The sequence below is a fragment of the Lacrimispora sp. YZC11 genome, from assembly GCF_057543815.1.
Genome location: NZ_BAAJYQ010000019.1, coordinates 96,906 through 112,488 on the forward strand (window position 1 = coordinate 96,906; position 15,583 = coordinate 112,488).

The following is a 15,583-nucleotide window of genomic DNA, read 5'->3' on the forward strand; positions in this document are numbered from 1 at the left end:
TTAGCCAAATACCATTTACTTTCTGCAGATCCATTCCTATAATGGAGATAAAATAACAATTAAGGAGATTATTATCATGGAAAATCATCGATCCGATGCCACTTTGCTGACACAGAACCTGATCCGCATCGACAGTACGGATCCCGGCGCATACGAAAAAAATATCGGAGAATATATTTATGACCTGCTATCTTCCCTGTCCGTTCCTGTCATCAAAAAAGAGGTCCTCCCGGGCCGTTATAATATCATGGCGAAAATAAAAGGAGAAACCGACGACCCAGCCCTTGTTTATATCTGCCACATGGATACGGTGACCATTGGGGATGGCTGGACAACCGATCCCTTTGGAGCGGAGATTATAAAGGGAAGGATCTATGGCCGGGGAGCCTGTGACATGAAATCAGGGCTGGCCTGTGCCCTTTCCGCCTTTTCGGCCATGGCAGAGGAAGCGGCTTCCGGAAAAATTCCCAAGCATTCCTTTGTCTTCATTGGCACTGTTGATGAAGAGGACTTCATGCGGGGAGTTGAGGATGTGATAAAAGAAGGCTGGGTGACGGAAAAAAGCTTTGTTCTGGATACAGAGCCTACCAACGGGCAGATACAGGTCGCTCACAAAGGACGTACCTGGTTTGAAATCACCGTTGCCGGGGTGACCGCCCATGCAAGCACTCCCTGGAAAGGAGCCGACGCCATTGCCGCTATGGCCGAAATCATTTCTTTCATACGCCGAAGAATCGGAGAATGCCCCTCCCATGAGGATTTGGGCGTATCTACCGTCACATTCGGCCAGATCGAAGGAGGATACCGCCCCTATGTGGTTCCTGACCGCTGCAAAGTCTGGATCGACATGCGCCTGGTCCCTCCCACGGACACGGCTGCTGCCGTTTCCATAGTGGAACAGGCTATCCGAAAAGCAGTCGCCGCTGTCCCCGGAATCACCGCTTCCTATGAGATCACAGGTGACAGGCCCTATATTGAAAAGGATGATAACTCCTCTTTATTAAAAGCACTGAAGGATGCCGCTGAGGAAACCACAGGGGCACCGGTGCCTGTCTCCTTTTTCCCCGGTTATACCGACACCGCCGTCATCGCAGGAAAGCTTCACAATCCTAACTGCATGTCCTACGGTCCCGGTGATTTAGAACTGGCCCATAAGCCGGATGAATTTGTTCCCTGTGAAGATATCAAGAGGTGTGAGGAGGTGCTCACCAGGCTGGCACGCTCCATTGTCTTTTAAATATTTTCTTCTGGAAAATGATATTAAGAAAATCTTCATAATCTATTCAAACAATATACAAACTTTTCAAGAGCCGGTGTGCTATACTAATGTCATAAGAAATGCACAATGTATCAAATATCCTTTCACCCTTTTTGAAATCCGAAAATCCTAAGAAAAATCACCCCTGTGTCATGTGGCACAGGGATTTTTCTGTTAAAAAACAGGAGAGGCGGCTTCCGGAATTCCCGGAAGCCGCCTCTCCTGTTTTTACAAACTTCTTACAAAAATATTAATATTTTATATCTTTTAACACATCGCAGAAATCAAAGGTGGCAAAATAATCTTTGGGAGTCTCTGCCCTTCGGATCATCTGAACGGCCCCGTCCTCTTTTAAGAGCAGTTCCGCTGACTTTAATTTCCCGTTATAATTATACCCCATGGCATAGCCGTGAGCTCCTGTATCGTGGATGAAAAGCAGATCACCTCTGGATATTTCAGGTAAGTTCCGGTCAATGGCGAATTTGTCATTATTTTCACAGAGAGATCCCACCACATCGTATTTATGGCTGCACACATCTCCCTCTTTTCCCATGACAGTGATATGATGATAGGCTCCATACATGGCCGGCCTCATTAAGTTTACCGCACAGGCATCCACGCCGATGTATTCCTTGTGGGTATGCTTCTCATGGATGGCCCTTGTTACCAGTCCGCCGTAAGGCCCCAGCATGAAGCGTCCAAGTTCCGTGTAAATTGCCACATCCTCCATACCTTCCGGTACCAGAATTTCCTCATAGGCCTCTCTGACGCCTTCTCCGATGGCCTTGATGTCATTAGACTCCTCCCCCGGACGGTAAGGAATTCCGATTCCTCCTGATAAGTTGATGAAAGCAATATGGGCTCCTGTCTCTTTTTTAAGCTTTACCGCAAGTTCAAAAAGCACCTTTGCAAGAAGGGGATAATATTCATTGGTCACCGTGTTGCTGGCTAAAAATGCATGAATTCCGAAGTTTTTGGCTCCATTGCTTTTTAATATGCGGAAGGCTTCAAACATCTGCTCAGTGGTCATCCCGTATTTGGAATCCCCGGGATTATCCATGATGTCGTTGCTGATCTTAAATATGCCGCCTGGATTAAAACGGCAGCTGATGGTCTCCGGAATATGGCCGATGGCCTTCTTAAGAAAATCAATGTGGGTGATGTCATCCAGGTTGATGATGCCGCCGATTTTGTCCGCATACTGGAATTCCTCTGCAGGCGTGTCATTGGAAGAAAACATGATATGGTCGCCGGTAAAGCCCAGACAATCAGACATCATAAGCTCTGTCATGGATGAACAGTCCGCTCCGCACCCATAATCCTTTAAAATATTCAGGATAAATGGATTGGGCGTGGCTTTTACCGCAAAATACTCCCGGAATCCTTTATTCCAGGAAAACGCCTCCTTTAACTTCCGGGCATTCTCTCTGATCCCTTTTTCATCGTATATATGAAAAGGCGTTGGATATTCCTTTACTATTTCCTCTAACTTATCCTTGGTAACAAATGGTCTCTTGTCCATAGCTTTCCTCTCCTCTCGTAGCTTACCATATGCAAAAAGAGCCTGTCTCCGGCACATTTGCTGATAAGCTACATTGTACCGGGGATAGACTCCTTTGTCTACATTTTTTTGTATAAATATTCATAGTAGGGTGGGTAAGTCCGCAGTGCGCGCTCGCAAAACCTTCCCATGTCCTATTTCACACTGCTCATTGCCTTCGTGAATGTCAATCCACGGTTACGACTCTCATAATGTTGGTATGAGCTGCCGGTTCATTTTTTCTCACCGGATTTACCACACCGGCAGTAACCACTACCATATCATTTTCCTTTACGATGCCTTTTGTCTTTAACAGTTCCATGGAGGAATAAATTAAAACGTCAGTGGATTCTGCACGCTTTGCATGTAATGGCCTTACGCCCCAGTATAACTGCATCTGGCGAAGAGCGGAAGCGCTGGGGGACAGGCCGATGATCAGGCTTTCCGGTCTCCATTTGGATAACATCCTTGTAGTGAAGCCGGTGATGCTTGGCGCCACGATCACACTGGCTCCCAGATCATGGGCAGTGGAAACGGAAGAATAACATACGGCATTGGATACATTATGCACATTAACAGCAGAAACCTTGCGCTCTCTGTATGCGCTGTAATCCAGGTGCTTTTCTGTCTCCTCTACGATGGAAGCCATCATGGAAAGAGCTTCAATCGGATATTTACCCATAGCGGTCTCACCGGAAAGCATTACTGCATCTGTTCCGTCATAAACTGCATTTGCCACGTCCGTTACCTCCGCTCTGGTTGGGCGGGGATTGCGGATCATGGAATCTAACATCTGGGTTGCCGTAATAACAGGCTTGCAGGCTTCGTTGCATTTTTCTATGATCCGTTTCTGGATAAACGGTACCTCCTGAGCCGGGATCTCAACTCCCATGTCGCCGCGGGCAACCATGATACCGTCGCTGGCTTCGATGATATCATCCAGGTTTTCAATGCCTTCCGCATTTTCAATCTTGGCGATAACGGCCATATTGGAACCATACTCATCTAATATTTTCTTGATTTCTAAAATAGCATCAGCCGTACGGACAAAGGAAGCTGCAATGAAATCAAAGCCCTGTTCGATACCGAACTTAATATCCATTTTATCCTTATCCGTAAGCGCAGGAAGCTTTACCTTAACATTGGGAACGTTGACACCTTTTCTCTCGCCCAGCTCGCCGCCGTTAATAATCTTACATGTGATTTCCTTGCCCTTTACCTCAAGGACTTCCAGCTCGATCAGACCATCGTCAATGAGGATACGGTTTCCCGGGATTACATCCTCATTGAGGCCATCATAGTTGATATGCCCTTTTGTTTCATCCCCAACGATTTCTTCCGTTGTCAGTATATAGATTTCTCCCTCTTTCAGATTCACCTTTTTGCCGTCCGTCAAAAGTCCGGTACGGATCTCCGGTCCTTTTGTATCAAGAAGTGCTGCAATTGGAAGGTCAAGTTCCTCGCGGATGCTCTTAAGTGAATTAAGGCGCATCTTCTGCTCTTCATAATCACCATGTGAGAAGTTGAATCTGGCGACATCCATGCCATGCTCGGCAAGTGCCTTCATCATTTCGCGGTCGTTGGTATTAGGTCCCATGGTGCAAATAATCTTGGTTCTCTTCATTATTATCCTCCGTAGCTAGTTGATCGTATCACCGGTTGTGGGGTTGGACGGTGTTACATGTTTATGTGTATACAAATGCTCGGAACAGTATTCAAGACTGCCTTCGCATTTTGAGCAATAACGGAATTCCAGGTTTGGAGCGTCCTTTTCGGTACGACCGCATACGGCGCACCTGTGATGTGTCCATCCCTGGGGCTTTATCTTCATCTGCTTTTGAAAATTTTGTTTTCTTTTGATCTCTTTCGGATTGAACCGACTTAAATTCCGCGTCAAAAGGAAAAAGAGGATAAAGTTTAATAAGGACATAAATATCGTGACTCTGGTCGCTATATTGCCGGTGATAAAGCCATACAGGAAATAAATCCCGTTAAAAATGGCCAGCCACTTGGCTTTTATTGGAATTACGAAAAACAAAAGGAATTCTAAGTCCGGAAATGTGGCGGCAAAGGCAAAAAACAGGGAATAATTGAGAAATTCCGTCGTCAGATACACCGTCTTTCCCATGAAAATATACACGATCAGCGCGGCCGCCACATGACCGATGACCCCCATGAAGAAATAGACATTAAAACGGAATGCTCCCCAGATCCTCTCTAGGTTTACTCCCAGCATATAGTATAAATACATGCTGATCAGGCTCATGAAAACGCCGCCGCCCGGCGGGTAAATCATGAAGGTGGCAATCCTCCACACCTGGCCGCCAAGTATCTTCCCGGCGTCAAGAGACAGGTACTGCCAGTAAAATCCCGGTGTGAGCATCTCCATGATAAGCCCCACACCGTACATACCGATGATATAGTACATCAGATTTGGAATCGCATACTTTCTGAATCTGCGTTCAAAATTATAAAAAAACTTCATTCTTTCATCCTTTTCTTATTTTTACCCAAGTTCTTTGGGCATTAAAAAAGATCCTTTTTGGAAAAAATCCACGCTACAATCAGAGTCAGAGCCAGCGTCAGACCTAAAACAATGATAAAACCATGAGGATTATCCGCAAAAGGCATGCCCATGGAATTAACATTCATTCCATAAAAGCTTGCCACCATGGTCGGTATGGACATAACAATGGTGATCGTTGCCAGAAACTTCATTACAATATTTAAGTTGTTGGATATGACGGAAGCAAAGGCATCCATGGTTCCGCTTAAAATCCCGCTGTAGATGTTGGCCATCTCGATGGCCTGCTTGTTCTCTACAATGACGTCCTCCAAAAGCTCCGTATCCTCCGGGTACTTTTTGATTTTTTCATTTCTCATCAGTTTTTCAAGCACCATCTCATTGGAACGTAAGGATGTGGTAAAGTACACAAGGCTCTTTTCCAGCTCCAAAAGCTCGATAAGCTCCCGGTTCTTAGTGGATTTGTGAAGCTTCTCTTCGACCACCCCGCTCTTTTTGTCAATGATCCTTAAATATTGCAGATACAGAGATGCATTCTTATACAGGATCTGCAGGATAAAACGGGTCTTCATATACGTGTGGAAATCCCTCACCCTGCCGTCCATAAATGCATTGAGAACTGTGGTTTCTTCCAGACAGACCGTAATAATGGCCTCCTCAGTCGTAATGATACCCATTGGTATGGTAACATACCAGTCCTTGCCGCCACGTTCCTCAATGGTGGGAACGTCAACCAGGATAAGCGTGTAATGATCCTCCGTCTGGATACGGGAACGTTCTTCCTCATCAAGAGGAGCCCTTAAGTCATCGGGATCGATTTTACAGGTGTTGGCGATTTCCAGGACCTCTGTGGCAGTAGGATTTGTGAGGGCGATCCAGGAACCAGGAGAAAGCTCATCCTTTTGCTGAATCAGGCCGTCTTCTGTTTTATAAATCTGAATCATAGCTTTTCTCTCTTTCGCTGAAAAATCTAAATAAAAACGTTGGCAGACTTTGACTTATACATTATAATTTCCCAGGCCATTTTTGTCAAATGAAAAGGACCCCCTTTTCGTTAACTTAAACAAATTTTACTAGAATTAACATATTTTTAGCATGTTATGGCAATTGTATTATTTCTTATTTTATGTTAAACTGATGTTCGGTGAGCCAGCAACTTACTTTTACACAAAAGGAGGCAGGGGGAGACCCCGCACATATGATTACATATCACACATTGGGAATCGATATCGGTTCCACTACGGTTAAAATAGCTATATTAAATGAACACCATGAGATCTTGTTCGCTGATTATGAGCGGCATTATGCAAACATACAGGAAACACTGGCAGGCCTTTTAAAGAAGGCCTATGATAAGTTGGGCCCTATGGATTTACGCCCTGCCATCACAGGCTCCGGCGGATTAACTCTGTCCAAGCATTTAAAGGTTCCTTTTGTCCAGGAAGTGGTATCAGTCGCTACCTCTCTTAAGGATTATGCCCCGCATACCGACGTGGCAATCGAACTTGGCGGAGAAGATGCAAAAATTATTTACTTCACCGGCGGCATTGACCAGCGTATGAACGGGATCTGTGCAGGCGGTACCGGGTCCTTTATCGACCAGATGGCAGCACTTTTACAGACCGATGCCTCCGGCTTAAATGATTATGCGGCCAATTATAAGGCCATTTACCCCATTGCCGCACGCTGCGGCGTATTTGCAAAAACAGACATCCAGCCGCTCATCAATGAAGGGGCGACCAGGGAAGATCTTGCGGCTTCCATTTTTCAGGCTGTGGTGAATCAGACCATCAGCGGCCTGGCATGCGGAAAGCCTATCAGAGGACATGTGGCTTTCCTTGGCGGCCCTCTCCACTTTCTTCCTGAGCTTCAGAAGGCGTTTGTCCGCACCCTCCATTTATCCGGGGAGGAGATCATCGCTCCGGAGCATTCACACTTATTTGCCGCCATCGGTGCGGCCATGAATGCAGAGGAAACACAGGGAGGGGACGTCTCCCTGGAGGAAATGATCGGCCGTTTATCATCCGGCATCCGGATGGAATTCGAAGTAAAACGCATGGAACCCTTGTTTTCGGATCAGGCTGATTTTGACGCATTCATAGACCGCCACAACAACCACTGCGTAAAAAAGGGCGATTTATCCTCCTATCATGGAAAATGCTTTTTAGGAATTGATGCAGGCTCCACCACCACAAAGGTGGCACTTGTAGGTGAAGACGGCACCCTGTTATATAAATTTTACAGCAGCAACAACGGAAGCCCGCTTGCAACAGCGATCCGGGCCATGAGCGAAATCAAGGAACAATTGCCAAAGGACAGCCAGATCGTATGGTCCTGTTCCACTGGTTACGGGGAAGCCCTCTTAAAATCAGCATTCCTGCTTGATGAGGGCGAGGTGGAGACCATCTCCCACTACTATGCGGCAGCCTTTTTTGAACCGGAAGTAGACTGCATCCTGGACATTGGCGGCCAGGACATGAAATGCATCCGCATTAAAAACGGAACCGTGGACAGCGTTCAGCTGAACGAAGCATGCTCCTCGGGCTGCGGCTCCTTTATCGAAACCTTTGCCAACTCTTTAAATTACCAGGTAGAGAATTTTGCACAGGAAGCCATATTTGCCAAGAACCCCACCGACTTAGGGACCAGATGCACGGTATTCATGAATTCCAACGTGAAGCAGGCCCAAAAGGAAGGGGCCGAAGTATCCGATATATCTGCAGGGCTTGCTTATTCAGTCATTAAAAACGCCCTGTTTAAAGTAATAAAAATTACAAATGCTTCTGATCTGGGCCAGCATGTGGTGGTCCAGGGCGGTACCTTCTATAACAACGCCGTTTTAAGAAGCTTTGAAAAAATTGCAGGCTGCGAAGCCATCCGCCCTGATATTGCAGGCATCATGGGAGCCTTTGGTGCTGCTCTCATCGCAAGGGAACGCTATGAGGAATCCAGAACAACCACCATGCTGAGCCTGGATAAAATTCTGGGACTGCATTACGAAACCTCCATGGCCCGCTGCAAGGGCTGTACCAACAACTGTGTGCTTACCGTTAACCGCTTTGACGGAGGCCGCCAGTTCATTACGGGAAACCGCTGCGAACGGGGCCTTGGCAAGGAAAAAGCAAAGAGGGAGATACCAAACCTCTTTGATTATAAAAACCACCGTATGTTCGATTACGAGCCGCTTAGCCCGGATCTTGCGGATCGGGGCACCATCGGCATTCCCAGGGTCTTAAACATGTATGAAAACTACCCCTTCTGGGCTGTTTTCTTTAAGGAACTGAAATTCCGGACCGTGCTCTCCCCGCAGTCCAGCAAAAAGATCTATGAACTGGGCATTGAATCCATACCGAGCGAATCGGAATGCTATCCTGCAAAGATCGCCCACGGCCACATTGAATGGCTGATCAAGCAGGGAATTAAAACCATTTTTTATCCCTGTATACCCTACGAGCGGAATGAGACCCCTGAGGCAGGAAACCATTTTAACTGCCCCATTGTCACCTCCTACGCAGAGAATATCAAGAACAACGTAGAAGGTCTTAAGACGGAAAATATCCGTTTCTTAAACCCGTTTATGGCCTTTACCAACGAAGAAATACTCACCGGACGCTTAACAGAGATATTTGCAAAGGAATTCCAGATCCCCGCGTCTGAGGTTGCTGCTGCCGCTGGGAAGGGCTGGAAGGAGCTTATGGCTTCCAGAACCGATATGGAGAAAAAGGGCGAGGAAACTATAAAATGGCTGGAGGACAACGACCGCCATGGAATCGTGCTTGCGGGACGCCCCTACCACGTGGATCCGGAAATCAACCACGGCATTCCGGAGCTTATTACCTCCTATGGATTTGCAGTGCTTACGGAGGATTCCATTTCCCATCTGGCTGAAATCGAACGCCCTCTGGTGGTTACTGACCAGTGGATGTACCACACCAGGCTTTACCGGGCCGCCGCTCTCGTAAAAAAGGAGAGCCGCCTGGACTTAATCCAGCTCAATTCCTTTGGCTGCGGTCTGGATGCAGTTACCACAGACCAGGTTAATGACATCTTAACCGGGTCCGGTAAGATCTATACGGTTTTAAAGATCGATGAGGTCAATAACCTGGGAGCCGCCAGGATCCGCATCCGCTCCCTGATTGCGGCACTGCGGGTGCGCGACAAACGCCACTACGAGCAGAAGGTAGTTTCCAGTGCTTATCACAGGATTATGTTTACCAAAGAGATGAAAAAAGATTACACCATCCTGTGCCCTCAGATGTCACCCATACATTTTGACTTAATTGAACCTGCCATCCGTTCCTTTGGTTACCGGGTGGAGGTCCTTCAAAACGACAACCGCTCTGCCATTGATACGGGGTTAAAATACGTGAACAACGATGCCTGCTACCCGTCCCTCATCGTGGTGGGCCAGATCATGGATGCGCTTCTTTCCGGCAAATACGACTTAGACCGCACTGCGGTATTCATGAGCCAGACCGGAGGCGGCTGCCGGGCTTCCAATTACATCGGATTTATCAGGCGGGCCCTGGAGAAGTCAGGCATGGGCCATATCCCGGTTATCTCCGTCAATGCAAACAACATGGAGTCAAATCCAGGGTTCACCATCACTCTTCCCATGCTGACAAAGGCCATGCAGGCAGTGGTATACGGCGATGTCTTTATGAGGGTTTTATATGCGACCCGCCCCTATGAGAAGGTGCCCGGCTCAGCCAATTCCCTTCATGAGAAATGGAAAGAACGGTGCATCGAATCCCTGTCCAGGAAGTCACCGGACATGATGACCTTTTCCCGTAACATAAAGGAAATTATCAGGGATTTTGACAATCTGCCAAGAAACTCCGTTCAGAAGCCCAAGGTAGGAATTGTAGGAGAAATCCTTGTTAAGTTTTCTCCTCTGGCCAACAATCACATTGTAGAGCTTCTGGAATCAGAAGGCGCGGAAGCTGTTATGCCGGACCTGATGGACTTCCTTTTATATTGCTTCTACAACAACAACTTTAAGGCCCGGAATTTAGGCGGTAAAAAAACCACCGCAGCCTTTTCCAATATGGGGATATCCCTGTTGGAATATTTCCGCAGGGCTGCAAAGAAGGAGCTGTTAAAGAGCAAACACTTCACAGCCCCGTCCCACATCGGAAATCTGGCGGATATGGCAAAGGATTTCGTATCCATCGGAAACCAGACCGGCGAAGGTTGGTTTTTGACCGGGGAAATGCTGGAGCTGATCCACAGCGGCACCAACAATATCGTGTGCACCCAGCCCTTTGGCTGCCTCCCCAACCACATCGTTGGAAAGGGCGTCATTAAAGAGCTGCGGAAAGCTTATCCTGACTCCAACATCATTGCCGTGGATTATGATCCCGGTGCAAGCGAGGTAAACCAGTTAAACCGCATCAAGCTGATGCTCTCCACTGCCCAGAAAAATATGCGCAGAGGGGAAAATCCATCGGAAACGATATAAAAAAAGATACCGGGAAGAATCGAACGATCTTCCCGGTATCTTTTTATTTATTTTCTATGAGCCATCTTCCGATATTCTCCCGGCAGCATTCCCGTACTTTTACAGAACAATTCTGCAAGCCTGCTGGCATTGGAATAACCAACTGCCCGGGCGATCTGGCCGATAGATAGCTCTGTATTTGCCAGAAGATTTTCTGCCTGGCTCATGCGGCGCTGCTGAATATATTGGGTTATGGTGCAGCCGTGATATTCCTTAAATATGGTTTGGAGTCTCCTTGCCCCGATATAGGAGACTTTCACGATCTGGTCCAGGGAAATCTCCTGTAAGCAATGGTCGTTTAAATATAGCGTGATATTGTCTAAATCCTTAATATCCTGGACAGACAGCTTCTTTTTAACTTCCTGCTTCTGCCCCTGCTTTTTGCTCCATTCCACAATGAGGGAAACTGCTTCCGCAACTTTTCCCTGATAATAGAGCTTTGCCGCCAATCCGCTCCCACGATAATCCCGGACTATTTTCAACAGCCGGTCCATTTCCGGAAAATCCATCGTCTGCCCCACTGCAGCAAATGCTTTTAAGGGATTGGAATATTCTCCGGGGTACTGCTCTTTTAAGTATCCCTCATAATACCTTGGCATAATTTCAATTCCCATGGATCGTACCGGAATTTTCTTGTGTATCAGGACTTTGTACGTCCCATACCCTCCAATAAAGCTCTTAACAATTCCAGCCTCCAATCTCCGGTAAGGAGAAAGTTCTTCACCAGAAATAGAATCATACTGCATAATACCTAAACATTCCAGCCAGCTGAATTCCATTACGGTATCCTCATGGAAATAGAAATCGTGAATTTTGACAGAGAACAAATCCTGTTCTGCATAAAGCCAGAAGGTTCCCTTGCCAATGGCATCTGATAGTCTCCACGTGGACCCAACCCCGCAATAAATATGGTTGTCCCGGTCCGGCAAAAAACCATGTTCCGCAAATTGCTTTTTATAATATTCCTGAATCGTGTTCATCATCATTCACCCATATTCTTTCATACCTCGAAAGCGCAAACTTTTACCTTGAAAGCGAAAAACTGTGCGAAAACCATTGTAAGAAATTTATGATAAGTGTATTGTTATAACGCAGTTAGTTTCCACTAACCATCATGATAGCACAACAGTATGGAAGCGTCAAGAATAGGGCGCTCCAAACGAAGGAGGAAAATTTTTATGCAAAAAAAGAAAAGTCCAATCAGGCTCTTGCTTCAATGGGCCGGACGGGAAAAATATTGGATGTACCTGGCCATTGTATTGTCATTCTTCAGCGGCCTTTGCACCATGATTCCCTACTATGGTATTTATCAACTGATGGAGGCGGTGTACAATCGCACCTATACCCCTGAATTCGCGCGGCAAAATGCGGTGATCATTGCCATTGCCGTACTGATTCGTTTCCTGTTGTTTGGCTCTTCCGGCGTAGCTTCCCATAAAGGGGCTTACCGTGCACTGTTCAAGGTGCGCTGCATGGTGGCAGATCACATGGCAAAGGTTCCTTTGGGGGCGCTAAATGAACACAGTACCGGCGAGATCAAGACCGTCTTAAATGAGGATATTGAAAAGCTGGAGCTGTTTCTTGCCCATAGCGTGCCTGAACTGACCTGCTATATGATCGGCCCTGTCGCTGCCTTCCTTTATTTAATGACAGTAAATGTACCGCTGGCCTTGGTTTCTTTAATTCCGCTGATATTGGCCGTTGTTGTGATGTGCTTCATGTTTTTAAGAGCCGGCCGGATGATGGACAGGGCGAACCGTTCCGTGGCAAACTTAAACTCTGTCATGGTGGAATACATCAGCGGCATGAAGCTCATTAAAGCCTACAACATGGGAAGTAAGTCTTTCCAAAAATTTTCTGCGGCTGCCAAAGAGGAAAATAATGTTTGGAATTTAATGTCTAAAAAATTGGGGCCATTCTTTGCTGCATTTATCGTTGTAATTGAGTGTGGAATGGTTCTGCTGGTGCCCTTGGGCGGCTTATTCTATATGAAAAGTTCCATCACTGCAAGCGTATTCCTGCTATTTGCGTTTGTCGGCTCCATGTATTTAACGGAGATCCGCCCCCTGCAGGAAATTTCCAGTAACTTCGCCCAGGTACTTACCGGCGTTATCAAAACGGAGGAGATTTTGAGCCTCCCTACGTTTGAGGGAGGCGGCCCTTTCCCGAAAAGTCATGATATTGAGCTTCGTAATGTCCGGTTCTCATATGATGGAAAAACCGATGTATTGGAGAATTGTAATTTGAAAATTAAAGATGGGGAAGGGATGGCACTTATGGGACGTTCGGGCGCCGGCAAGAGTACGGTTGTCGAACTGATTTCCCGCTTTTACGATGTGCAGGAGGGCGAGGTTTTAATAGGCGGGAAGAATGTTAAGGAAATCGACTATGAAACGCTCCTGCAAAATGTTGCCATTGTTTTTCAAAAAACTTTTCTCACCCGTGACAGCGTTCTTGAAAATATACGCATGGGCAGCAATGCCAGTTTAGAGCAGGTAAGGGCGGCGGCAAAGAAAGCCCAGATTGACGGCTTTATCATGTCTTTGCCAGATGGTTACGATACAAAGGTCGGCAGCTTCGGCACCCGTTTTTCCGGCGGCGAAAAACAGCGGATCGCCATCGCAAGGGCCATTTTGAAAAATGCTCCTATCCTGATTCTGGACGAAGCCACTAGTGCAGCCGACCCGGAAAATCAGGTGGAGATTGACAAAGCCATTGAAAACCTGTGCAAAGGGAAAACTGTCATTATGGTAGCACACCGGCTGAGCGCGTTAAACAAGTGTGACCGGGTCGCCGTGGTGGAAAACCATACCATTACTTCAGTGGGTACGCATGAACATGTCCGAAAGGAAAACAAATACTACAATCAGGCGTGGTCGGACTATGAGACAGCCCGGAGCCTGACCTATCAACTGGAAGGAGGTGGGGAGGCATGAATGAGAATCCAATGAAAAAGGGCAGGAAATTCTATATCGGTATGATTTTGACCGTTGTTGAGGGCATGCTGTCCGGATGCAATTATTTTGTCCTTTATGAAGTTATGAAAATGCTGTGGGCTGAAAATGCCGGGCTGCCCCGCATGATGAGACTGGCATTATTCCTGGGAATCATTTTTGTATCACGCATTGTGATATACAGTCTGGGATATACCAGCAATCAGATTGGCGGCGCTGCCGTCAGTAAAAAGGTTCGTCTGTTCCTTGGGGATAAGATCAAGAAAATACCCCTGTCGCGGTTCACTCAGGGGCAGACGGGTCAATACATCAATATTGCCACCAGCGATGTTAATAGCTATGAAAAAATTTTGACCCATACCATCGGGAACCTGGTGAAAAATATAACGTTCTCCGTCATGCTGATACTCTTTGTCGGGTATATCTGGCTTCCGGGCGGTATTATTCTGGCGTGTATTGAATTATTGCTGGTTCCATCCCTTTGGCTGGCTTTCCGCGTTGTTAAAAAGTATGGTACGGAGAAAAATGCTGTATGCGCTGAAAATGTAAGCAGCATTGTTGAGTATGTTACCGGCATCCAAACCTTCAGGGCTTATGGTGTAGGAGGTACTAAGAATAAGACAGTTACCTCCTCAATGAAAGAATTTTGCGATGTGAGCTATGAATATGAAAAACATGGAATTCCCGTTAATGTAGTCCAATGCATTTGCATTTGGGCCGGTTTGCCGATTATGATTCTGGCGGCCTCTGTGCCTATGCTTAACGGAACTCTTACCCCCACTTCTTATCTGTTGATCAGTATTCTGCCCATGCTTCTTGCAAAGCTGGCAGATGCCATTTCAAGAGATTTGATGAGCTATAAAAATCTGATGATTTCTAAAATTAAAGTTATGGACATCATGAAAGAAAAAGAAGAAACCGGCAGTATGGAGACGTTTACACCAAAAACCCATGACATTGAATTCCAGAATGTTGAATTTTCTTATGTGCCAGGGGAGCCGGTGCTGCAGGGAATCAGCTTTACTGTGCCGGATCAGAAGCTGACTGCAATCGTGGGAGATTCCGGTTCCGGAAAATCCACCATTTTAAATCTGATCTCGAAATACTATGAGGCACAGGCCGGAACAATCTCTATTGGCGGGCAGCCCATCCAGAATGCCGCCCCAGAAAGGATTCTGGAGCAGATTTCCATGGTTGACCAGGATGTCTTCCTGTTTGACGATACCATTCGTGACAATATCCGTCATGCCCGGCCAAACGCTGCGGATGCAGAAATCGAAGCGGCCTGCAAAGAAGCCAACTGCGACGGCTTTATCCGAAAGATGGAAAAGGGCTATGATACCCCTACCGGCGAGAACGGCAATCTGCTTTCAGGCGGTGAACGGCAACGTTTGTCTATTGCCCGCGCTATATTAAAAAACAGCCCTATCCTGCTTTTGGACGAGGCAACGGCCTCTCTTGATATTGAAAATGAGCTGGCGGTAAAACAGGCGATTGCTAATCTGATGAAAGCAAAAAAGACCGTCGTGATGATTGCTCACACTCTATCCATTGTGAAACATGCAGATCAGATTTTGGTGGTGGCAGACGGCAGAATCGCCGAAGCAGGCACACATGAAGAATTGCTTAAGAAAAACGGAAAATATGCTTCCATGTGGAATGCGGAACAGCAGCTCTCCGCTTGAGCGGAAGTAAAAGCATAAACTTTCGTCTACATTTGGGAAAACGTCCGGCTGGGTTGTGACCAGCCGGACGTTTTTGTCATTTTCCGGAACCGCAGGGTGTAAATCAGCGCAGGAACATGCCC

9 protein-coding genes are annotated in these 15,583 nt (G+C 46.8%); 4 read left to right on the forward strand and 5 right to left on the reverse strand.

From position 1 onward, the window contains the following. Nucleotides 1-76 precede the first annotated feature (76 nt). Nucleotides 77-1,237, forward strand: coding sequence for a M20 family metallopeptidase (locus AC27IJ_RS21240; protein ID WP_487150706.1), 1,161 nt, complete (start codon nt 77-79; stop codon nt 1,235-1,237). 271 nt (nt 1,238-1,508) lie between these two features. Here the strand turns inward: AC27IJ_RS21240 and AC27IJ_RS21245 are convergent, their stop codons facing one another. The 4 genes from AC27IJ_RS21245 to AC27IJ_RS21260 all read right to left on the reverse strand — a co-directional run bounded on the left by AC27IJ_RS21245 (nt 1,509) and on the right by AC27IJ_RS21260 (nt 6,266). Then, the gene (locus AC27IJ_RS21245) at nt 1,509-2,780 is read right to left on the reverse strand and encodes a diaminopimelate decarboxylase (RefSeq protein WP_312504295.1); all 1,272 of its coding nucleotides are present in this window, start codon (nt 2,778-2,780) and stop codon (nt 1,509-1,511) included. Nucleotides 2,781-2,985: 205 nt separating this feature from the next. Next, nucleotides 2,986-4,422, reverse strand: coding sequence for a pyruvate kinase (gene pyk / locus AC27IJ_RS21250; protein WP_312446251.1), 1,437 nt, complete (start codon nt 4,420-4,422; stop codon nt 2,986-2,988). Between the two features lie 15 nt (nt 4,423-4,437). Continuing rightward, the gene (locus tag AC27IJ_RS21255; RefSeq protein ID WP_487150709.1) at nt 4,438-5,283 is read right to left on the reverse strand and encodes a rhomboid family protein; all 846 of its coding nucleotides are present in this window, start codon (nt 5,281-5,283) and stop codon (nt 4,438-4,440) included. A gap of 41 nt (nt 5,284-5,324) precedes the next feature. After that, complete coding sequence (locus tag AC27IJ_RS21260) at nt 5,325-6,266, reverse strand: magnesium transporter CorA family protein (RefSeq protein ID WP_312446257.1); 942 nt, start codon at nt 6,264-6,266, stop codon at nt 5,325-5,327. 254 nt (nt 6,267-6,520) lie between these two features. On the opposite strand from AC27IJ_RS21260, the gene AC27IJ_RS21265 reads away from it, so the two are divergent. Beyond that, on the forward strand, nt 6,521-10,783 hold the full coding sequence (locus tag AC27IJ_RS21265) for an acyl-CoA dehydratase activase-related protein (RefSeq protein WP_312446260.1): 4,263 nt from the start codon (nt 6,521-6,523) through the stop codon (nt 10,781-10,783). Nucleotides 10,784-10,830: 47 nt separating this feature from the next. Here AC27IJ_RS21265 and AC27IJ_RS21270 read toward each other — a convergent pair whose 3' ends face one another. Beyond that, on the reverse strand, nt 10,831-11,802 hold the full coding sequence (locus AC27IJ_RS21270) for a helix-turn-helix domain-containing protein (protein WP_487150712.1): 972 nt from the start codon (nt 11,800-11,802) through the stop codon (nt 10,831-10,833). 198 nt (nt 11,803-12,000) lie between these two features. Here AC27IJ_RS21270 and AC27IJ_RS21275 point away from each other — a divergent pair, with 198 nt between their 5' ends. Further along, the gene (locus AC27IJ_RS21275; RefSeq protein WP_313258061.1) at nt 12,001-13,758 is read left to right on the forward strand and encodes an ABC transporter ATP-binding protein; all 1,758 of its coding nucleotides are present in this window, start codon (nt 12,001-12,003) and stop codon (nt 13,756-13,758) included. Next, on the forward strand, nt 13,755-15,461 hold the full coding sequence (locus AC27IJ_RS21280; protein WP_487150714.1) for an ABC transporter ATP-binding protein: 1,707 nt from the start codon (nt 13,755-13,757) through the stop codon (nt 15,459-15,461). Before AC27IJ_RS21275 ends, AC27IJ_RS21280 begins: the two co-directional genes overlap by 4 nt. Nucleotides 15,462-15,583: the final 122 nt, after the last annotated feature.